The sequence below is a fragment of the Marinibactrum halimedae genome (assembly GCF_021234875.1).
Lineage (GTDB): Bacteria > Pseudomonadota > Gammaproteobacteria > Pseudomonadales > Cellvibrionaceae > Marinibactrum > Marinibactrum halimedae.
On the sequence record NZ_JAJQVM010000016.1, the window covers coordinates 37,916 to 60,123 of the forward strand.

Consider the following 22,208-nt stretch of genomic DNA (forward strand, 5'->3'; position numbering starts at 1 on the left):
ACCAGAAATAAGCCGAGTGTTTGCATGACTAGACTGCCTGTCTGAATCACACGCGATAATCATGCAACTTAAAAGAAACGCGGCACAACAAGATATGGCTCGTTTCAAATACCAATTTTTGAACTGCCCAAACAAAAACAGGGCCCAATAACATGGCCCTGTTTTTGTTGGTAAGCGTTTTTGCTTAGCCACCAAAGTCATCCAATAAGATGTTTTCGTCTTCCACACCGAGATCTTTCAGCATTTTAATGACGGCTGCGTTCATCATCGGGGGTCCACACATGTAGTACTCGCAATCTTCCGGTGCCGGATGATCTTTCAAGTAATTTTCGTACAACACGTTATGGATGAAACCGGTTAAACCTTCCCAGTTATCTTCCGGTTGTGGGTCAGACAACGCGATGTGCCAATCGAAGTTCTCGTTTTCATCGGCAAGCATGTTGTAATCATCTTCGTAGAACAGCTCACGCAAGGAGCGCGCACCGTACCAGAACGACATCTTACGAGAAGATTTCAAGCGACGAAGCTGATCGAAGATATGAGAGCGCATTGGCGCCATACCCGCACCACCACCAATGAAGACCATTTCGGCTTCGGTTTCTTTCGCAAAGAACTCACCGAAAGGCCCGTAAACGGTAATCTTATCGCCTGGCTTCAAGCTAAAGACATAAGACGACATTTGACCCGGTGGAATACCCTGAGAACGAGGTGGCGGTGTCGCAATACGAATGTTGAACTTCACCACGCCTTTTTCTTCAGGATAATTCGCCATGGAGTAAGCACGGATGATTGGCTCATCCACTTTGGACTCCAGGTCAAAGAACTTGAAGTGTTTCCAGTCGCCACGGTATTCCTCTTCAATATCGAAGTCAGAATATTTCACGTGATGCGGTGGCGCCTCAAGTTGTACGTAACCACCCGCACGGAAATCCACGTTTTCACCTTCTGGCAAACGTAGAGTCAGTTCTTTAATGAAAGTAGCCACATTCGGATTAGATTCAACGGTACATTCCCATTGCTTCACACCGAACACGTCTTCTTCAACATGAATTTTCATGTCTTGTTTAACGGGCACCTGACACGACAAGCGCCACCCTTCATTGGCTTCACGCTTGGTAAAGTGAGACTCTTCCGTAGGCAGCATTGAGCCGCCCCCTTCATTAATCACACACTTACACTGAGCACAACTACCGCCACCACCACAGGCAGAGGGTAAGAACATACCACTCTCCGCCAATGTTTGGAGAAGCTTGCCACCAGCGGGAACGGTCAGGGTTTTTTCATCATTAACAATAATGTTAACGTCGCCACTGTTAACCAGTTTGGAACGGGCGCTGAGGATGACTGCAACCAGTACCAATACGATACCGGTAAACATCGCCACGCCTAAAAGTATCTCAATATTCATACGTTATCCTTACCTCCGCTCTTACAGGTCGATGCCGCCGAAAGACTGGAAGCCAAGCGACATCAAGCCAACGGTGATGAAAGTGATACCCAACCCTTGTAAACCAGCAGGCACGTCACTGTATTTGAGCTTTTCACGAATACCCGCTAGCGCAGTAATCGCCAATGCCCAACCAATACCAGAACCGATACCAAATACCGTACTTTCTGCCAGGTTGTAATCACGCTCAACCATGAACAAAGAGGCACCCATAATGGCGCAGTTCACGGTGATTAACGGTAGGAATACACCCAATGCGTTATAAAGCGCAGGGATGTATTTATCGAGCACCATTTCCAAAATCTGAACCAATGCCGCAATCACACCGATGTAGCTGATTAAACCCAAAAAGCTTAAATCCACTTCAGGCAAACCGGCCCACGCCAATGCGCCATCAGCAAGAAGATAGGTGTAAATGAGATTGTTTACTGGCACTGTAATGCCCAACACCACTACAACCGCCACGCCCAAACCCAGTGCTGCTTCTACTTTTTTGGAAACCGCAAGAAAAGTACACATACCCAAGAAGAACGTCAGCGCCATGTTGTCGATAAAGATGGCTCTTACAAAAAGACCTAAATATTGTTCCATGATTAGGCCTCCTTCGGCTTGGTGTTAGCAGTAATTTTGAACTCAGGTTCTTCCACTTGATCTTTCTTCCAAGCGCGAATGCCCCAGATGATCAAACCAATAAGGAAGAAGGCACTTGGCGGCAACAGCATCAAGCCATTAGAGACATACCAACCACCTTCAGTGGCTAACGGCAGAATCTCAACGCCCATTAATTTACCAGAGCCCAGTAGCTCACGAATAAACGCCAAGGCAATTAGCATCGCACTGTAACCCAAGCCGTTACCAATACCGTCTAAAAAGCTGGGTAATGGTGGGTTTTTCATGGCAAAGGCTTCAGCGCGCCCCATCACGATACAGTTGGTGATAATCAAACCAACAAAAACCGCCAATTGCTTACTGATGTCGTAGGCGACCGCCTTCAAAATTTGGTCTACCACGATCACCAATGACGCAATGATGGTCATTTGAACGATAATCCGAATACTGCTGGGAACGAAATTACGTACCAGGGATACGAACAAGTTAGAAAACGCCGTAACCGAAGTTAGTGCAATACACATGACCAAGGTCACTTTCATGCTACTGGTGACGGCAAGTGCTGAACAAATCCCCAAAATTTGCAACGCAATGGGGTTGTTGTCAAAAATAGGCTTAAAGAGCAGTTCTTTCGCTTTCACGATTACGCCTCCCCTTGCTTAAGGTTGTTCAAGAAGGAACCATAACCTTCTTGCCCCATCCAGAATTGAACGAGATTGTGAACACCTTTACTGGTTAAGGTTGCCCCAGACAACCCGTCGATTTGGTGTTTAGAATCCGCAGGCGCCGTGCCTTTGATCACGCTGATTTCAACATCACCACCGGCACTGTAGATTTCTTTTCCAATCCACAAACCTTTCCATTTCGGGTTATCCACTTCACCGCCGAGCCCAGGTGTTTCACCATGCTCGTAAAAGCCAAGACCGGCCACGGTGTTTAAATCTGATTCTAGCGCCAAAAAGCCATAAAGCGTGGACCAAAGGCCGTAACCTTTGACCGGTAAAATCACCTTATCCAGACCAGAGCCGTTATTGATGAGGTAAATCTCAGCCACATCAACACGACGACCGATCTTGGCGATATCTTGCTCTTTAGACAGAGCAGAGGAAAACTTCGGGTCTTTAGAGACTTTGCGCTGATCGTAGCTGTCTGGATCGTATTGATCGGTAAACTTACCGGTACTCAAATCCACCAAGCGTGTTTCTACTCGCTCGAACTGTTTCTCAATGCTCACGCCCTCTTCCAGCATACCTGCGGCAGCCAAAATATTGCGCTTAAAGTCTTTTTCTTTGTTTGCCACTTGCGCAGGCTTAAGTACAACCGCTGCGGTGGAGACCACCACGGAGCAGACAATACACAATACCAATGCGACTGTGACGGTACTGAGGGTCGATTCTTTATTAGACACGCGCCAACCTCCGCTTAATGTTCGATTGAACGACAAAGTGATCGATGAGCGGTGCAAATAAGTTGGCAAACAAAATGGCCAACATCATGCCTTCTGGGAAAGCGGGGTTCACCACACGAACCATCACCACCATAAAGCCGATAAGCGCACCGAACCACCACTTACCCGCGTTGGTCATAGACGAACTGACTGGGTCGGTGGCCATAAACATCATGCCAAACGCAAAACCACCCAACACCAAATGCCAGTACCAAGGCATAGCAAACATCAGATTGTCATCGGAGCCCACTGCATTAAACAGCATTGACGTTGCCACCATACCCACCATGACACCGGCAACGATTCGCCAAGAAGCAATGCCTGTCATCAGCAGTACTGCACCACCAATTAAGATCGCGAGGGTAGACACTTCACCCATGGAGCCTTGCATATGACCAAAGAACGCATCAAACCAGCTCAGCTGAGAAGTCAGTGCCGCCATGCCTTCTGAAGCAGCAACAGACAATGCCGTTGCACCGGTATAACCATCAACGGCGGTCCAAACTGCATCGCCGGACATGCTCGCCGGATACGCGAAGAACAAGAACGCACGACCTGCCAAAGCAGGGTTGAGGAAGTTTTTGCCGGTACCACCGAAGATTTCTTTGGCAATGACCACACCGAAACTAATACCCAATGCCACCTGCCACAGAGGAACGGTAGGAGGGCAAATCAAGGCAAAGAGGATAGAGGTAACAAAGAAACCTTCATTCACCTCGTGGCCACGCTTCATGGCAAACAAGACTTCCCAGAAACCACCGACGATGAACGTCACGGCATAGACAGGTAAGAAGTACAATGCGCCGTGCCAGAAACAATCCCACAGGCTATTGGCATCAAAGCTGCCAATGAAAAGATCACGCCAGTTACCAATTTCAGTGACACCCATTTGCGCCATAATGGTATTGGCTTGCCAACCGACGTTGTACATGCCATAGAACATGGCCGGGAAAGTACACAACCAAACCGTAATCATGATGCGTTTGAGGTCAACACCATCACGAACGTGTGCTGTGGTTTTAGTGACCGAATTAGGACGATAGAAGATAGTGTCTACCGCTTCATACAGGGCGTACCAAGACTCCCATTTGCCGCCTTTATGGAAGTGCGGCTCCATATTGTCGAGAATATTACGTAAAGACATAGCGATTAACCCTCTTTCTCAATACGAGTCAGGTTGTCGCGCAAGATGGGGCCATACTCGTATTTGCCCGGACAAACGTACGTACAAAGAGCAAGGTCTTCCTCATCCAACTCAAGACAGCCGAGTTTCTGTGCAGTATCGGTATCACCCACAATCAGCGCACGCAGCAACTGAGTCGGCAAAATATCCAACGGCATAACGCGCTCATAATTGCCTACTGGCACCATAGCACGCTCACTACCATTGGTTGTGGTAGTAAAGCCGTATTGCTTACCGCCAAATAATTTAGACACGTAAATCCGCATGACTGAGAAGTAATCTAGCCCCGGACGCAAATAGTGTAGGAAAGGTCTGTCACGGCCTTCGGACAACACAGAAATCTGGTTGTGATAACGCCCTAGATAACCAAAGGGCCCTTCTGCCGTACGCCCACCAAACACCGACCCGGAAATAATACGGTTATCGCCACTGGCCAGTTCACCGGCGGTCAGTTCCACCAAATCAGCCCCTAAGCGAGTGCGCAACAAGCGCGGCTTATTGACTTGTGGGCCAGCCAGAGCAACAACACGGTCAACATAGAGTTCACCGGTCGTAAATAACTTACCCACGGCAATGACATCTTGGTAACCAATCGTCCAGACCACCTTATTCACGCCCACCGGATCAATAAAGTGGATGTGCGTACCCACATTACCCGCAGGGTGCTTACCAGAAAACCCGTGCGCTTCTACACGATCAGTATTGCCGGTATCTACGCTGGTATTTGCGTCATGACCCACAAAGACTTTACCTTCGGTCAATCGCGATAACACGGTAAGACCTTGAGTAAAGCTTTCTGCATTTTCTTTGATGACAACAGAAGGGTCGGCGGCCAATGGATTGGTATCCATCACGCTGACAAAAATCGAACTTGGCACAGAATCAATCGCTGGCACTTTACTGTAAGGACGAGTGCGTAATGCCGTCCAAAGACCGGATTGAACGAGATTCTCTTTCACTTTTTCACGATCAAGTGAGGCCAACTCGTTTTGGTTGTATGCAGTGAACGATTCGGCGTCATCGCCCTCTATTGTAATCACAACAGATTGCAACGCCCTTTTGGCACCGCGATTGATGGTGGATACGGTACCGGCTGCAGGGGCGGTATAGCGAACGCCCTCATTTTTTTTATCACTAAATAGCAGCTGGCCGCGTTTAACGTTGTCGCCTTCTTTTACCGCCATTGTCGGCTTCATGCCGTGATAGTCAAAACCGACGACAGCTACGCTGCTGACGGCTTTACCATCTTCAATGACTTGTTCAGGCGCCCCGGATATAGGTAAGTCCAATCCCCGACGGATTTTTATCATACGTCTTTGCCTAATCACTGGTTGGATTATGTAGGCAATCAAATCAAGTTGATCACCCTGCCCTGTCGTCACCTATGTGCGAACCGACTTTGCGCTCAATGCCATATATTTTTTGACTTTCTCTTGAAACTCTAAGAAAGAGAGTAAAAAGAAAACAAATGACACCAAAAAGCTAGTCAGACATTGCATAAATAACTATGACCCACAATACCGCCTGCCGCTGTGGCTGGGTGCGCTGTAAAGACAACGAACCTCAATTCACGTTACGGTAGGACAGACCGTAGGCCCCCTAACCTTTGCAAAGGATAGGAGTAAATGTTGTGTTTTGAAGTTTAGACGGGTGCATTTTTTGTACACCCGCCCCCCAAAAATCCGCGCAATTATAAAGAGCACTGTGTGTTGTTTCCAGTTAAGGAAGCGCTTTTTTTACTAAAGTAGAGGTAAAAAGCTTCGAATTCTCAAGGGTTTATAGGAGAAAAAAGCGTTTGTTGGTTTATTTTTGATCAAAAACCACTTCGAGAAATGGCGTACAAAAAAACACCTATGGCACACTTTGTTTTGAAAACTAAAGGATGAAATAAAGGAGAAAAAGACAAAGAAGAGAGGCGAGCCACAGGTTGATCACCCAGGCTCTGGTTTGAAATGAATGACACTATATGTGAAGTTTTCTGTGTGAAGTTTATTGAACCGCCAGTGCCGCTTTTGCGGGGTATCGAGCCAAAGCAAGCCCCGCCATATCTTCCAAACAACGCACCACTTGGCAGCTATAACCAAACTCATTGTCGTACCACAAATAAATTACCGCACTTTGCCCATCCACAATCGTTGCTTTCGCATCAAAAACACAAGCATGGCGCGACCCCACAAAATCGGACGAGACCACTTCCGGTGAATTGGTGTAATCAATTTGCAGATTAAGAGAGCTATGCAAAGCCACATCGCGCATGTATTCATTCAACCCTTCTTTAGTGGTCTCTTCTTCGAGCTGAAGGTTTAAAATGGCCATAGACACATTAGGGGTCGGCACTCGAATGGCGTTACCGGTGAGCTTGCCTTTCAATTCTGGCAGAGCTTTCGCCACTGCTTTGGCGGCACCTGTCTCGGTTAACACCATATTCAGTGGCGCAGCACGCCCTCGGCGCTCACCTTTGTGATAATTATCAATCAAGTTCTGATCGTTGGTAAACGCGTGTACGGTCTCGACATGTCCGTGGCGAACACCGAATTTATCCAACAACGATTTCAATACCGGCACAATGGCGTTGGTGGTGCATGAGGCAGCGGAAACAATCGTGTCTTCGGGAAGAATGTCTTTATTATTGATTCCGTAAACAATGTTTTTCAAATTGCCTTTGCCAGGGGCGGTTAAAATGACTTTTTTCACCCCCTTGCTTTGCAAATGCTGCCCTAAACCGTCTTCATCGCGCCAAACGCCGGTGTTGTCGACCACAATAGCGTTATCAATACCGTACTCGGTGTAGTCGATCTCAGCGGGGTTGTTGGCATAAATCACTTTGACTTCATTGCCGTTAACCACCAGGGTATTGGTCTCTTCATCTACGCGAATGGTGCCTTTAAAGGAGCCATGTACTGAGTCACGACGCAGTAAACTGGCGCGTTTCACCAAATCGTTCGCCGCCCCACCTTTTCTCACCACAATGGCTTTCAGGCGTAAGCAATCTCCACCCCCAGCGTTTTCCACCAACAAACGAGCGACTAAACGACCGATGCGCCCAAAGCCATAGAGCACCACATCTTGAGGCGCCTCTAACGGTTGATTGGTGTTGCTGATGACCTCGGCCAGCTCCTGCTCGGCAAACGCCGTGATGTTGGCCGTTTGTTCTGCGTTCATGCAGGCCACGGTGAGCTTCCCAAGGTCAATCTCCGCAGAAACAATGTCTAGGTTGCAGATGGCTTCCAGCATGGGAAAACTCTCAAACTCTGACAATTCGTTTTGCTCTACTTGGCGCACAAACCGATGGGCTTTCATAATGTCGATGACAGAGCGGTTGACTAATGGTTTACCATAAATCGTGATGGAAACATTACGCTCCCGGTACAACTTCCCCACCATAGGAATCATGGATTCAGCGAGGGCTTCGCGGGCTTTCCAATCCTTAAAAAAATCATCGGGTTTTGGTCGATTCACGTGCTTGATCCTTTCGTTTTTAAACATGCGTTTTTAAAAAAGGTTAATGAGGTAAGCGGGGTACTTTAATAGGGATACTTTTAAAGGATGACCCTTTATGGAAGGTTCCGTTATGAAGTGTAGAACACCCTATTAAGTGAACAATTTCATTTGACTCGTGTGTTATTTTTATTGGAAACGGACAAATGAAATCTGGCGTCAAAATAATAATTTTTAGAAACAAGACGGTGAATATTCCCGCCATATGCGACGCCATTTGTCTCTCGCATTAGCGATTATCTTGAATCGAAATAAGGGTCGCAACCAAAAAAAACACTTTTTTCACCATTTTTGAATTCTCGATCACTTTGCCATCATTTTTCCGAAATAAATGAAATTTCGTTACAATTTAATACCGTTCAATGAATTTTTATTTCACATTTATCCCATTAAAAAGTGAAATGAAAGAAGCTCAAAAAGAAGTCTAAATAGGAGATCAAGCGAGACAAAAAGAGAAAAAACAAATAAAAGCGACCACGTATAAACACGTCCCTTGCCAACCACTGTTTTTACATACAAGCAACAACAATCGAATAAAAATCAAAGTTCTAAGCAATCAAGTTTTTCTTTTTATACGGAAGGTCGGTAGACTCCTCTTCCAGAACAATTTCAACGAACTTTATGTACTAGCCGCTTTTCTGTACTGACGAGTTTTCTGTACTGATCGGCTTTACCGTACTAATTGCATTTTACCGTACTAACTGTATTAAGAGTGGATACATGGGCAATTTTTCACCACTGGCACCACCAACCCCATCGAAAAGTCAAACGTGGAGCGGATTACCGCCTTCGTGCCAAGCACTGGCGATTTTATCGGCAACGCAGTCTCAGCCTGGTATGCACTTGGCGGTGACACCCGATACCCAAAAAGCCATCCTGCTAGAACAACAATTAACCGCTTTTGCCAAAGGGCTGGAAAACCCGCCTGAAATTTTGCATTTCCCTGATTGGGAAACCCTGCCCTACGACCACTTTTCCCCCCACGAAGACATCATTTCCGATCGCTTACAGGTGCTTTCGCGTATTGGCAACGTAACCCATGGGGTGTTAGTGGTGCCCATTACCACCTTGATGCATCGGCTTGCCCCTAAAGAATTTGTGGCCGTCCGCTGTTTGCAGCTCACCGTAGGTGCGCCACTGGAGGTGAATGCCTTTCGAGAACAGCTCAACGCCGCCGGCTACCGGTGTGTAGATACGGTGTATGAGCACGGTGAATACGCATTGCGGGGCTCTATTTTAGACGTCTATCCCATGGGGTCTGAATGGCCGCTACGCATCGATTTTTTTGATGAAGACATCGATTCTATTCGTACCTTTGATGTAGACAGCCAATTAACCATCGACAAAATCGAGACGTTTTCGCTTTTGCCAGCAAAAGAATTTCCGTTGGATGATGAGGGAATCCGTACCTTTCGCAATAACTGGCACAGCACATTCGATGTTAATCATCGCCAATGTCCCGTTTACGAAGACATCAGCCGACAAATTTCACCCGCTGGGGTGGAATATTTTATCCCATTGTTTTTTGAACGTATGGATGGGCTTCTAGATTACCTCAAGCCCGAGACCACGTTGTATTTATGTGGCGATTTGCATACCCCTGCTAGCGCTTTCTGGCAAGAAGTGAAAAGCCGCTTTGAAAACCTGAATGTCGACCCCACGCGTCCACTGCTAGAACCCGCCGCAATTTTTGAACCTGTTGAATCCGTATTTGCTCGTTTCAAGCAGGCGGTGGCGGTGACCTTTAATAACGAGGCCGCCAACCACACCGCCAACCTGACTGGGCTGCCTGATTTGGCCGGAGACGTGCGCGAAGAAGAACCCCTGCAAAAGCTCACCGAGTTTTGCACAGAACACAGCGGTAAAGTGATGTTTTGTGTGGACACTTTAGGCCGCCGCGAAGTGGTTTTAGAACAGCTGAAAAAAGCCGGCGTAGTTCCTACCTATTACGACGACTTTTGGGGCTTTCTGAACGACAACGAACTCTTCGGTATTTTAGTGGCACCACTGGATGCCGGAGTATTGATTCATCAAGATAACGATCAAGCACTCGCCTTGATCTGTGAAAATGATTTATTTGGCTTAAAAGTTCAACAACCCCGTCGTCGTCGAAAAAACGCCACAGACAACACCGACCACATCGTTAAAAATCTCACCGAATTAACCTTGGGCGCCCCAGTGGTCCACATTGATCACGGCGTGGGTCGTTATCGAGGATTAGAAACCATCGAGTTAGACAACGAAGCCAATGAGTTTTTAACCCTTGAATACGCCAATGAAGCCAAGCTGTATGTGCCTGTGGCAAACTTGCACTTAATTAGTCGATACAGTGGGGCAGATGAGGCTCTGGCCCCATTGCACAAATTAGGGACAGAAAATTGGTCTAAGGCGAAGCAAAAAGCGGCCGATAAAGCCCGTGACGTAGCCGCCGAGTTATTGGACATCTACGCACGACGAGCTGCTCGTCAAGGACACGCTTTTGATGATCCAGGCCTTGCCTACGAGCAATTCGCCGCTAGCTTCCCGTTTGAAGAAACCCCTGATCAACAGCAGGCCATTGATGCTGTGCGCAAAGATATGTTGAGCCAACAACCGATGGATCGCTTGGTCTGTGGTGATGTGGGTTTTGGAAAAACCGAAGTGGCTATGCGCTCGGCGTTTATTGCCGTCACCGGTGGCAAGCAAGTGGCGGTGCTGGTGCCCACCACGCTGTTGGCGCAACAGCACTACGACAACTTTAAAGATCGCTTTGCCAATTGGCCGGTCAATATCGAAGTCTTATCTCGTTTTAAAAATGCCAACGAACTGAATCACACCCTCGAGCAACTCAATGAGGGCAAAGTTGACATCATTATTGGCACGCACAAACTGATTCAAAAAGACGTCCGCTATGCCAATTTGGGCCTAGTCATTATCGACGAAGAACATCGCTTTGGGGTTCGCCAAAAAGATCAGTTAAAAGCCATACGTTCAGAGGTCGATGTATTGGCACTGACGGCCACCCCCATCCCAAGAACCTTGAATCTTTCCATTCAAGGTGTGCGCGACCTCTCCATCATCGCCACACCCCCAGCAAAACGGCTTTCAGTCAAAACCTTTGTTCAAGAGCAAAAACCCAGCTTAATCAAAGAAGCCATTCTCCGGGAAGTTCTCCGTGGTGGTCAGGTGTATTACCTGCACAACGAAGTCAAAACCATCGAGAAAGTGGCCCGGGAATTACAAGAGCTACTGCCCGAAGCCCGTGTGGGTATTGGTCACGGACAAATGCGCGAGCGCGAACTGGAGCGGGTGATGTCCGACTTTTACCATAAACGCTTTGATGTCCTCGTGTGTACCACCATTATTGAAACGGGGATTGATGTCCCCAACGCCAATACCATCATCATTCATCGTGCAGACAAGTTTGGCCTGGCACAATTGCATCAATTGCGTGGGCGCGTTGGGCGGTCACATCATCAGGCTTATGCGTATCTGTTGACGCCACCACCGAAAACCATCACTACCGATGCAGTAAAACGGTTGGAGGCCATCAGCTCTGCCACGGACTTAGGGGCAGGTTTCACTCTGGCCACCCATGACCTGGAAATTCGAGGCGCTGGCGAATTACTCGGGGATGAGCAAAGCGGCCAAATACAGCATGTGGGCTTTTCCCTCTACATGGATATGCTTGATCGTGCCGTGAAATCATTAAAATCCGGCGAAACGCCTGAGAAAGAACTGCGCCCATCCAATACTGAAGTGAATTTACGAGTACCGGCATTGATTCCCAATGACTACTTGCCGGATGTGCACTTGCGGTTAACACTCTACAAGCGTTTAGCCAGCGCCCAGAACGACAAAGCACTGGAAGCATTACAAGTGGAAATGATTGATCGCTTTGGCTTATTGCCCGACAACATTAAATGGCTATTTAGGGTGACGCAGCTGCGAATTCAAGCCGAGGCCATGGGCATCGAAAAACTCGAAGGCAGCGCAGCCAGCATCAAGATTGAATTTGGGGCAAAGCCGAACGTTGAACCCCTTACCATTGTCCAATTGGTTCAAACCCAGGCCGATACCTATAAAATGTCTGGCGCCAACCGGCTAACCATGGTTGCCCAATCTGACTCGGCCGAAGAACGCTTGAACCATGCCGAACAACTGCTGGAACGTTTAAGCGCATCATGAACTCAACGAAGGCAAATCCCAATAAAAGAGAATCGTGGTCTGTATTATCAGGCACCCTGCACAAAATCGGGCTTTCTTCGGCAAAGCCCCTGTCGCAAAAACCGAGTAGGGTTATACTGATGCTCACGCATTTTCACTTATGTTTAACTTCAATAACGTATTGATTTATGAAGAATTTCTGTAAAAATTTTGTGTCAGTGGGCCTGATAAATACTTCTTTATTAAGTACTTCTTTATTAAGTACTTGTCTATTAAGTACCTCTCTGAGCTGGGCAGAGGACGACCTTTACCAAATTGAAATCATTGCGTTTACCCAAACGCCCAGCAGCATGGATGCCCGTGAAGTATGGCCAAATGACATCGCTCTGGCCTACCCCCCTGGGACGATGGTACTGAAAACCGCAGAGGCGCTTGAAGCAGAGGCCGCGACGACCGACACCACAATGGGTGAGCTTTCATCGGCTATTGCGCCCTCTCACTCCGAAGCAAAAAGCATCGAGGGAGAAACTATTGAGGCAGAAAGCACAGGGGATGAGACATCAACCCTCCCCCCTGCCTACGCGCTCCTGTCACCGGACGTCTTCACACTCACAAACACAGCAGCCCACATTCGACGAAACAACCGCTACCGCCTTCTGGCACACAATGCTTGGCGTCAACCACTCACCAACAAATCTCAAGCCGCCTCGATTGTGGTTACCGGTGGCGATGCCTTCGGCAACCATCATGAGTTAGAAGGCACCATTACGCTTTGGGCCTCTCGCTATGTTCACGCCAAAGCCAACTTATGGCTCACCGAGTTTTACCCAAACTACGGGCAAGACCAAGAGTTCAGTATTTGGCCTGATTTACCCACCCTGCCCACCGAGCAGAAAGCCCCCTTCGGCAACACTATGATGGAAGTTTCAGATAACAAAGACGCCACCCTGTGGGACCAAGACATTAACCGTGGCTTCAATAGTGGTTTCAGCACCTTTGGCAGCCTGGGCGAAAGCGGCTATCTGGTCTCACGGGTGGTATTAATGGAAGAAAGCCGCCGTATGCGCAGCGGAGAAGTCCATTACATTGACCACCCTCTGTTTGGCATTGTGGTCCGTGTTGTGCCGGTTGATGAGCTTGACGAAGCATGACCTATCTAGGTGAAAGGTATGACTTATCTAGGTGAAAAGGCAGCGTTATCATCATCGCCTTCGAGCACGACGACCACACTGCAATTTTCACACGCGAATGGTTTTCCCTTTGGGTCATACCAGAAATTGTTTCAGGCGCTGCCCACACATTATCAAGTACAAGGTTTGGAGCGCTTTGGCCATAATCCTGCCTACCCCATCAGCCAGTATTGGGGTAATCAAATCGATGAGCTCATCGAGGACATCCTCACCCAAAATAATGGGCCTGTGTATGGTGTGGGCCATTCGTTTGGAGGGCTGGTAACTTACATGGCCGCCTGTCGAGCACCCGATTTGTTTCGAGGGATTATCCTGCTTGACCCACCGCTGATCACCGGCCCAACCCGCTGGCTGTTAAAACTGATGCCAACACCGGTAATCGATAAAATCACCCCTGCTGGGAAATCGAAAATACGCAATACACACTGGCCACTCAAAACAGACTTAGTGAAGTACTTTTCTCAACGGGCGTTGTTCAATGGTATGTCGCACGAGGTGATTGCAGATTATGTCGAGGCCAGTACAGACATCGTCGGAGAGTACCGAAAACTGAACTTTTCCAAAGACGTGGAGACCGCCATTTTTCGAAATCTGCCATTAAACTTACCGTCGTTTTATGGTCAGCTTACCGTGCCTGGGATGCTATTGGCAGCTGAGCACTCTCATGCCTGTATGCCATCCATGTACCGCCCTTTTTTAAAACGCAACACCACTATAAAACATCGTGTTGTCACAGGCCTCGAGCATATGTTTCCTCTGCAAGCTCCAGAATTCACCGCACAGTTCATTACTGACATCATCACACATATGGAGAGCGAGTCTCATCTGTGAATACGCCGGTTAAATCTCACACACCCCAAAATGAAACCATCACCTCTGCCACTGAATCGCTCCTATCGTCGTTTGACCAATTGCGCCTGTCTATCGAACAATTAAAAGGGCGCTTGCAGCAAGACCCTGCCGAGCTTCCTTTTTGGCTACCCCCAGAACATGAACAAGAGAACGCCAATGCCATTCTGTCGTCTCGAGACCGCGTGATTCGAGCACTAACCTCATTGTGGCGTTATGAACAAGAAGACTTTCCTCTTTCTGGAATTTGTTGTGCGTCACCCCAAGCCATCGAGTGCGCCTTGGCCGTCAATGCAGCAAAACAGCAATTTAAAGCCTCTGTGACTCACTTCAAAACCGTGGCCGGGATTCAAAAAGACAAAATTACTCGAGTATTGGATCAAATCATTAGCACCGAGGGCGCGCGCGAAGCGGAGTTGGCGTCGTCGCTGAATATTTCAGGGCTAAGCCGTTTACACTTGATATGGTGCTACCGTCAAATTTTGATTCTGCCACCCAAACTGCAATCCATTAGTTGGACATGGATGAAAAAACACCGTGAAATTACACGCCTATCGGTGGACGACGCCATGAAACTGGCGCTAAAACTGGAAGACCCCATCACCCGCGAATCGACTCTCCAACAACTTCAACACGAAGACAGTTCTCAACCATTGGCCTACATTAAACCCATTGCCCAGCAATTAAGGGCCAATATTGTTTGGGAAGAAGACCAAGAGAAGCAACGTAAACTCATCATTACGCCAACCGTTGTCTTATGCCAAGATGCGTCCCTGCCACGGCTTAAATGGCCAGACCCACCAGAACAGGCTCAATCCAGGCTAGAGCGCTCTGACCGAAAAATTGAGCCTCACCCTATTATCCCAGCACTGAATTTGTATCGTTATTTGGAGCGTGTGAACCCCCAATGCTCCTAAACATCATGTTCCTGAACCTCATGCTCTTAAAAAACACATTCTTAAAATAAAAACGCTTAAACAAGTATTCTCAATAAAAATATTATTAGAAATAATACTCTTAAAAATAATATTCTTATAAAAATACATTTAAAAATCGCTCTCTGGCCACACAACTTCAATCATTTCGTTTTTAAAATTTAATAAAACATTGTTTATAAACAAAAGGTTATGAAGGAAACATCATAAAAAACATCAAATAGCGACATCCGCATTACCAATGTAAATCAATCGTTGCATATCACACTTTTTTTGTACATATTTGCAATACTGATGGATTTATTAATTACGACTTGTCAGTCATGGCATTTTCTGAAACTATTCACTAATAAAATCGAAAGTTGCATATAGCCATTTATAAGGCGGGCGTTTTATTGACTGATTCAACCCTTGCATCACAACGGTAACGGTTAAACCAAGCAGTAAAACGATTATAAAAAGCTTCGTTTCGCCCAGTTTCAATTGGGCAGTGTGTTTAGTTGGGTGAGGACATCGCAGAAGGACTGCGAACACGCAATAAAGCCTTGAAAAGCGTACGACGAGAAAAGAAACGTGGCGTTTTTTAGGCTTTGAAAATTTACACTGTCGCGTACTACTGACTCCAAGTATTGCCAGCAATTGAGACAAAACGTTATGAATCAACGTATTGCCAGTATCGCTTATCAAGGTGAAAGCGTCGTATCTATCTCTTCTCGAACGGATTCTTCTCAAGCTGACATGCCGCCCAGTGATACCCAGGCACATCTCACCAACTCTTCACCCAAAAGCAACACCAAGTTCGACCTTCTGCAACACATTCTTGACAACAAAACCATTTGCCCAATCTTTCAGCCCATTGTGGACATTCAGAATGGATTAGTCTTCGGTTACGAAGCGTTAACGCGGGGGCCATTAAAAAGCCCTCTCTACTCCCCCATAGAATTGTTTAAAACGGCATACCAGTCTAAGCAGCTGCCTTTACTTGAAAGCTTATGCAGTGACAGCTCGATTCGTAAATTTTCGCAGCAAAAATTACCCGGATTGCTCTTCCTCAATCTGAGCCCGATCGCTTTAATTGACTTCCACTCTCGTGGCATCCACCCTGAACATATCCTCCAAGAGGTAGGGCAAAAACCGGAAACCGTCGTATTGGAGCTATCCGAGCAGTATCCCTATGACGATATGGGTATCCTCTTACCCATTCTGGAAACGTACCGGTCATTAGGGATTCGTATCGCCATTGACGATATGGGAGCCGGGTATGCTGATTTACAGTTGTGGTCACGACTCAAGCCAGACTTCGTGAAAATAGATCGTTATTTCATTGACGGTATCCACAAAGACCCTTCCAAAGAGCTCTTTGTGAAAATGATGGTGGACCTCTCCTATAAAATGGGGGCCACATTGATTGCAGAGGGAATTGAGCTCCCTCAAGAACTGCAGGTAATAAGACGTTTAGGGGTCAAATTATGTCAAGGTTTTTTATTTGCCAAACCCCAAGGCGCGCCTCCCGTCCGTATTGACCCTTCTAGCTGGGGGGAACAACGCGCCGGTTAGTCACGACGCTGTTACTGTTTAGTCCATACAGGTTTAGTCCGTACAGGTTTTCTCCAATCGGAACGAGCACTTTGACCCCTCAAACTGAATTCTGCCTACCCAGTAATTCCACCTACCCAGTTCCACCTACCCAGTACTAGGTATTTAACGCTATGTACTCAAAACGCATATTACCCTCCCCTTCAATGCCACCTTCATGACGAAACGCCTTTAACGCCGTTTCTGTATTCACTCGATGGCTAATGGGGCCTTCCACTTCCGCCAGAGTTGCACGAGTAACGATCATTGGATGACCGATGGGTAACGACATGGCTGCAATAGACAACGCAGAAGCCACAGGCGATAAACTGGGGTTATAAGCGGCATTTTCTGCATAGCGACCCATAAAACACTCCCCAGAATTGAATTCTATTTCAACCGCCGCATACACACCGCTATAAGGAGCGTAACTGTGAGCAACCTCATCCAATAATGTTGCCATCGACGAGACTGAAATGGGCATATCCGACGAAGATTCGCTCAAAGAATGACTGAATTCATGGGCTAACAACCCGTGAGTCACCCCCAAGTCTGACGGACCAAAATCATGGGGAAGAAATTCACTCAGCGTCATTTTTACACGCTCTTCCCCTTGCTCTTCATTCGAAGGTAAAAGAATGTGTAATGGTGCCCCAGGTATTTTTTGCAGCTCATTTAAAAACTGTCGGCAATGCCCGCAAGGGGCCGCATTAATCGCTAAGGTAGACAATTGCGTCTCACCGTGTAGCCACGCATTATTGATGGCCGCTTGCTCTGCATGAACACTAAAATTAAGCGACTGGCCCGCACACTCTAGATTCGCCCCAAAATAGACATTGCCAATCGCTTCATCGCCTCCCTCACCGCCTTGAGCCAATATCACCGCCCCCACCGCAAAAGAGGAAATCGGCGCTCTCGAATAACGTGCAGCCAAAGGCAATAACGCCACCAACAAGTCATCGGTGGGTAATTGCGTGTCTTTAAGCAAAGATTGAACAGCACTTTGGGGCAGGCAACCATGGGCAGAAAGTGTGGAAAAGACAAACTCTTCTTGTACGGAGGTCAACATCATTGCGTAATTCCAAACAGCGGTAAAAGCAGCCGTCAAAACCGCTGCCAAAAAATATCACGGCAAAGCCGTCTTTAATGATGCCCATTCAATTCAGGCTAAAAAATACGGAACGAAAAAACGGGCATCATTGGGTGTAAAATAATGGACTACTTCAAACTTTTATTCACGACCTCATAAACGTCTTTTGACAACGTAGGCACTTTACGGATTCGTTCCAACTGCGCCCGAATCAGGACTTGTCGGTTTTCATCGTACAGCTTCCATTTGGTCAATGGCGTAAGCATACGTGCAGCCATTTGCGGGTTTAGAGTATTTAACGCGATGATTTGATCCGCTAAAAAAGCGTAACCTTCACCATCGGCCCGATGAAAATTAACGGGGTTAAACCCACAAAATGCACCGACTAACGCACGCACCTTATTTGGATTTTTCAGGGTATAAGCCGGGTGAGCTTGTAACGCCTTCACATGATCCAACGCATCTTGGCTGGGGCGGGTCGCCTGTACGGTAAACCATTGATTCACGACCAAAGACTCCTCTTGCCAGCGCGCATAAAAATCCGCCAAAGCTTGTTTTGCTAGTGGTGCTGCACTGGGTTTGTCGCTGTGTACCAAGACTTTCAACGCTTCAAAGCCATCCGTCATGTTTTCAGCCTGAACAAACTGCTGGTGGGCAAGGGTAATGCCCATGTCATCGTCTGCCAATGCACGGTAGCCTAAGCACACGTTTTTTAAACTACGTGCAGCAATTTGCTTGGCACTGGGAGCGTAGGCCTCGGTAGTGTGAAGTGCGTGATACGTCGCCTCCAACTCCGCAGTAAGGGCATTGGCAACAGATATGCGAACAAAATGACGCGCGAAATGAATGGCATCCACATCGGCCACTTCTGCAATTTGCGCAAGATAATTTTCTGTAGGCAAGGTTAACATCGCCGCCACCATCGCCGGGTCCAGTAAGCTATTCGACTCTTGCACTTGAGCCAATAAATGTCCATAAGCGGTGATGAGGGTGGCATCCATTTCCGGTGAGGCGTTATTTTGACGAGCCGCCACCACATCTTGAATGACGGCAATGGCCAATTTTTGACTGGCATCCCAACGGTTGTAGCCATCGCTGTCGCGTTCCATCAATGCAACCAATTCTTCGCGACCATATTCATAGTGCAATTTGACCGGCGCCGAAAAGTTTCTCAGTAACGAAGGAACCGGTGCTTCGGGGACGCCTTCAAATACAACCGTTTGAGTCGGCTCGGTGATCTCCAGCACGCGATGAGTATTGTCACTCTGTTCCACATCAGCCGGTTCACCTGTCACCGGCTCACTTTTCACCTGTAGCCTCAACTCACCGGCATCGCCAACCAGCCCCAAACCAATGGGGATTAAATACGGTTTTTTCTCTTCAGACGTGGCTTCTGGGGTAGTTGGGCAAGATTGAGTGAAGGTTAAGGCATAGGTTTGATCCTCGGCATTGTAATGACTGGTCACCGTCACTTCGGGAGTGCCTGCCTGACGATACCAATTCATAAACTGCGTGAAGTCACGGCCAGATACCTCAGACATCGCCGCGACAAAATCTTCAATGGTCACCGCTTGGCCATCATGGCGCTCAAAGTAAAGGTCGGAGCCTTTACGGAATACCTCAGGCCCCAATAATGTGTGAAGCATTCTCACCACTTCGGCGCCTTTCTCGTAAACCGTCAAGGTATAGAAGTTCGAGATTTCGATAAAAGAAGAAGGTTGCACTGGATGAGCCATGGGGCCGGCGTCTTCGGCGAACTGCGCATTTTTCAATAGATTGACGTCTTCAATACGCTTTACGGTACGCGATCCCATATCGGCCGAAAATTCACTGTCACGAAAAACGGTAAACCCTTCTTTCAAGCTTAACTGGAACCAATCCCGACAAGTGACTCGGTTGCCGCTCCAATTATGAAAATATTCATGGGCTACTACGCCTTCCACTCGTTGGAAACCGCTGTCGGTGGTGGTTTGCGGGTGGGCCAAAACACAGGACGTATTGAAGATATTCAGCCCTTTGTTTTCCATGGCGCCCATATTGAAATCGTCCACGGCTACGATCATAAAAATATCCAGATCGTATTCACGGCCATACACTTCTTCATCCCAGCGCATGGAATTTTTCAATGCGGTCATGGCATGATCGCACTTCTCAAGATCTTTGGGTTCAACAAAGATACGCAGTTGCACCTCACGCCCAGACTGAGTAGTAAAACCGTCATCAATCACCGACAGTTCCCCGGCCACTAAAGCAAACAAATACGCGGGTTTTTTATGGGGGTCATGCCAGGTCGCAAAATGCCGTGTGTGATCAGTGGCATCATCCCCCTCTTCCACTAAATTACCGTTGCTTAACAGCACTGGACAATGGGCCTTATCGGCCACAATGGTGGTGGTAAATTCACTCATGACATCCGGGCGATCCAGATAATAGGTGATTTTACGAAACCCTTCTGCTTCGCACTGAGTGCAATACATGGTTTTCGAGCGATACAGCCCCTCCAGAGAGGTGTTGCTTTCTGGGGTAATTTTACCGACACACACCCACTCAAAAGTATCGGGGACCGTATTCACCAACAGCGATTCATCCCCCACCGTATACTGGCCAGAAGAGAGCGGCTCGCCATTTAGGGTAATGCTCTGAATATCAATCTCTTGACCCTGCATCAGCAATGGCGCTGCAGAGTTCTGGCTTTCTGGATTTCGGCGAATAGCCAGAGTACTGGTCACGATGGTATGACCATCAAATATCTCGACCTTCAAGTGGGTACGATCGATCAAAAAGTCCGGGACCTGATACTCTTTTAAAAAAATGGTTTTCGGTTGCGCGTCTTTCATTCTCTGAAGCCCTAATTAACAATCGGTGACTGTCGTTTTCGATTCGCCAATGGCATAAGACAGCCCATAAAGTGATTTGTATTAAACGGTTGTTATCAGAATCAACCTGCTGCGACTTTTAATTGATAGCCGGTGTATTTTCTCAAATTGATGACGCCCGTATCGAGCAATAGGTATTGGCCTTTAATCCCTTGTATACAGCCTGTCGCTACCGGATCTTTATCGAGGTTGAAGCTTTTGATGGTTTTAGGGAAGGCTTTCACTGGATAATGAATCGACACCGGCATCACCTCTAATTCCACTACGGCCAGATCCCCGTGCTCAGATCGCAACTGCGCAAGCACATCGCGATGTTTTTCCAGCAATTGCTGTTTTAGGGCCAATAAATCGACATCCTCCCCATTGCCTTTCAGCATGGTGCGCCAATTGGTTTTATCGGCAATATCCGCTTTGAGTGCGGTTTCAATCAGACCAGAAAGTTGACGAGTCGCCACACGCAATATCGGCAAGGCCTGGGTAGCACCTTGATCAATCCAACGGGTGGGAATTTGCGAAGCGCGGGTGATGCCAACCTTGGCCCCGGACGTATTGGCAAGATAGACGATATGGTCGGTCATACAGAATTGTTCCCCCCACTCTGGCTCACGACAGGTGCCCAGATGGTAATGGCACTTTTCTGGGCTCACTATACATTGGTCACATCGGGCCAGTTTTTTCATGCAGGGATAACAATGCCCTTGGCTGAAGCTCTTTTTGGTCTTTCGACCACAAGCAACGCACTCAATCGCCCCCATAAATTCCAAGGTGATGTGCTGTCCAATCAGCGTATTGGCATCGATATGACGATCATTCACTCGTAAGGCGTAAGTGGCGTTGTTGCTTTCATCCAGTGACACCGCCATTTTTTCAATAAATCCAACCACTGACTCACCTTGGTTCAAATGCTCAATGGCCTGAGCCTCCACCACCGCTTGACTCATTGATCACTCCATTTGAGGGGCTGTTCTTCTTGATGATCCGCCACCTCGCCTTCTCCACCACAATGAGTGTGAGATTTTGGTGGAACGTAGCCGGTACGTGCTTCAGGGGAGAGGTGCTTCATCTCATAGGCGATGATCGCTTGCATACAGGTCTCACGTTGCGCTTGGGACAGCACCTGCCCATTGGGCCATTTTCCCAATTCCACGGCGCGCTTTAAATTTTGGTAAATGGTCGGATCAATACTCTCAAGGAGTTGTTGGTAATTCATACTGGATGGGTCACTTCTTCGTCTTTGTCGTCGTTTTTGTCTATGAAATTTTTTGTCTATGACATTAGAGTGTCTTTGAAATTAGAGTGTCTACGGTTAGCCTGACAATTTTGATTATTTTTTCTCCGGCTGGCGTGTTTTTGGCTGTTCAGC

General features: G+C 47.5%; 16 protein-coding genes. 5 read left to right on the plus strand and 11 right to left on the minus strand.

Translation table 11 applies throughout. The features are described 5' to 3' along the window. Positions 1-184: 184 nt before the first annotated feature. The 7 genes from nqrF to LU351_RS10740 form a co-directional block, all read right to left on the minus strand. Positions 185-1,408 carry an NADH:ubiquinone reductase (Na(+)-transporting) subunit F gene (gene nqrF, locus LU351_RS10710; RefSeq protein ID WP_232594071.1) on the minus strand — a complete coding sequence of 408 codons (1,224 nt, stop codon included), beginning with the start codon at positions 1,406-1,408 and terminating at the stop codon, positions 185-187. A gap of 21 nt (positions 1,409-1,429) precedes the next feature. Next, positions 1,430-2,038, minus strand: a complete 609-nt coding sequence (gene nqrE, locus LU351_RS10715) for an NADH:ubiquinone reductase (Na(+)-transporting) subunit E (RefSeq protein ID WP_232594072.1) — start codon at positions 2,036-2,038, stop codon at positions 1,430-1,432. Between the two features lie 2 nt (positions 2,039-2,040). Continuing rightward, complete coding sequence (locus LU351_RS10720) at positions 2,041-2,697, minus strand: NADH:ubiquinone reductase (Na(+)-transporting) subunit D (RefSeq protein ID WP_232594073.1); 657 nt, start codon at positions 2,695-2,697, stop codon at positions 2,041-2,043. A 2-nt stretch (positions 2,698-2,699) separates the two neighbouring features. Continuing rightward, complete coding sequence (locus LU351_RS10725) at positions 2,700-3,464, minus strand: Na(+)-translocating NADH-quinone reductase subunit C (RefSeq protein ID WP_232594074.1); 765 nt, start codon at positions 3,462-3,464, stop codon at positions 2,700-2,702. Beyond that, a complete protein-coding gene (locus tag LU351_RS10730) occupies positions 3,457-4,647 on the minus strand; it encodes an NADH:ubiquinone reductase (Na(+)-transporting) subunit B (RefSeq protein WP_232594075.1) in 1,191 nt (396 codons plus the stop codon). Before LU351_RS10730 ends, LU351_RS10725 begins: the two co-directional genes overlap by 8 nt. A 5-nt stretch (positions 4,648-4,652) precedes the next feature. Beyond that, positions 4,653-5,996 carry a Na(+)-translocating NADH-quinone reductase subunit A gene (locus LU351_RS10735; RefSeq protein WP_232594076.1) on the minus strand — a complete coding sequence of 448 codons (1,344 nt, stop codon included), beginning with the start codon at positions 5,994-5,996 and terminating at the stop codon, positions 4,653-4,655. 679 nt (positions 5,997-6,675) lie between these two features. Further along, the gene (locus LU351_RS10740; protein ID WP_232594077.1) at positions 6,676-8,145 is read right to left on the minus strand and encodes a glyceraldehyde-3-phosphate dehydrogenase; all 1,470 of its coding nucleotides are present in this window, start codon (positions 8,143-8,145) and stop codon (positions 6,676-6,678) included. 759 nt (positions 8,146-8,904) lie between these two features. Here LU351_RS10740 and mfd point away from each other — a divergent pair. The 5 genes from mfd (at position 8,905) to LU351_RS10765 (ending at position 16,861) form a co-directional block, all read left to right on the plus strand. Next, a complete protein-coding gene (gene mfd, locus LU351_RS10745) occupies positions 8,905-12,351 on the plus strand; it encodes a transcription-repair coupling factor (protein WP_232594078.1) in 3,447 nt (1,148 codons plus the stop codon). Positions 12,352-12,548: 197 nt separating this feature from the next. Continuing rightward, complete coding sequence (locus LU351_RS10750; protein ID WP_232594079.1) at positions 12,549-13,481, plus strand: CsiV family protein; 933 nt, start codon at positions 12,549-12,551, stop codon at positions 13,479-13,481. 18 nt (positions 13,482-13,499) lie between these two features. Then, positions 13,500-14,351 carry an alpha/beta fold hydrolase gene (locus LU351_RS10755; protein WP_232594080.1) on the plus strand — a complete coding sequence of 284 codons (852 nt, stop codon included), beginning with the start codon at positions 13,500-13,502 and terminating at the stop codon, positions 14,349-14,351. Beyond that, the gene (locus tag LU351_RS10760) at positions 14,348-15,286 is read left to right on the plus strand and encodes a DNA replication terminus site-binding protein (RefSeq protein WP_232594081.1); all 939 of its coding nucleotides are present in this window, start codon (positions 14,348-14,350) and stop codon (positions 15,284-15,286) included. The genes LU351_RS10755 and LU351_RS10760 overlap by 4 nt, the downstream gene beginning before the upstream one ends. A gap of 672 nt (positions 15,287-15,958) precedes the next feature. Continuing rightward, positions 15,959-16,861: an EAL domain-containing protein gene (locus tag LU351_RS10765; protein ID WP_232594082.1), complete on the plus strand. Its 903-nt coding sequence runs from the start codon at positions 15,959-15,961 to the stop codon at positions 16,859-16,861. A 136-nt stretch (positions 16,862-16,997) separates the two neighbouring features. Here the strand turns inward: LU351_RS10765 and cdd are convergent, their stop codons facing one another. The 4 genes from cdd to LU351_RS10785 all read right to left on the minus strand — a co-directional run bounded on the left by cdd (position 16,998) and on the right by LU351_RS10785 (position 22,055). Beyond that, entirely contained in the window at positions 16,998-17,951 is a 954-nt protein-coding gene (gene cdd, locus LU351_RS10770) for a cytidine deaminase (protein WP_232594083.1), read from the minus strand. A gap of 146 nt (positions 17,952-18,097) precedes the next feature. Next, positions 18,098-20,806, minus strand: coding sequence for an aminopeptidase N (gene pepN, locus LU351_RS10775; RefSeq protein WP_232594084.1), 2,709 nt, complete (start codon positions 20,804-20,806; stop codon positions 18,098-18,100). Positions 20,807-20,907: 101 nt separating this feature from the next. Next, on the minus strand, positions 20,908-21,786 hold the full coding sequence (locus LU351_RS10780; RefSeq protein ID WP_232594085.1) for a DUF2797 domain-containing protein: 879 nt from the start codon (positions 21,784-21,786) through the stop codon (positions 20,908-20,910). Then, the gene (locus tag LU351_RS10785; protein WP_232594086.1) at positions 21,783-22,055 is read right to left on the minus strand and encodes a YeaC family protein; all 273 of its coding nucleotides are present in this window, start codon (positions 22,053-22,055) and stop codon (positions 21,783-21,785) included. Before LU351_RS10785 ends, LU351_RS10780 begins: the two co-directional genes overlap by 4 nt. Positions 22,056-22,208: the final 153 nt, after the last annotated feature.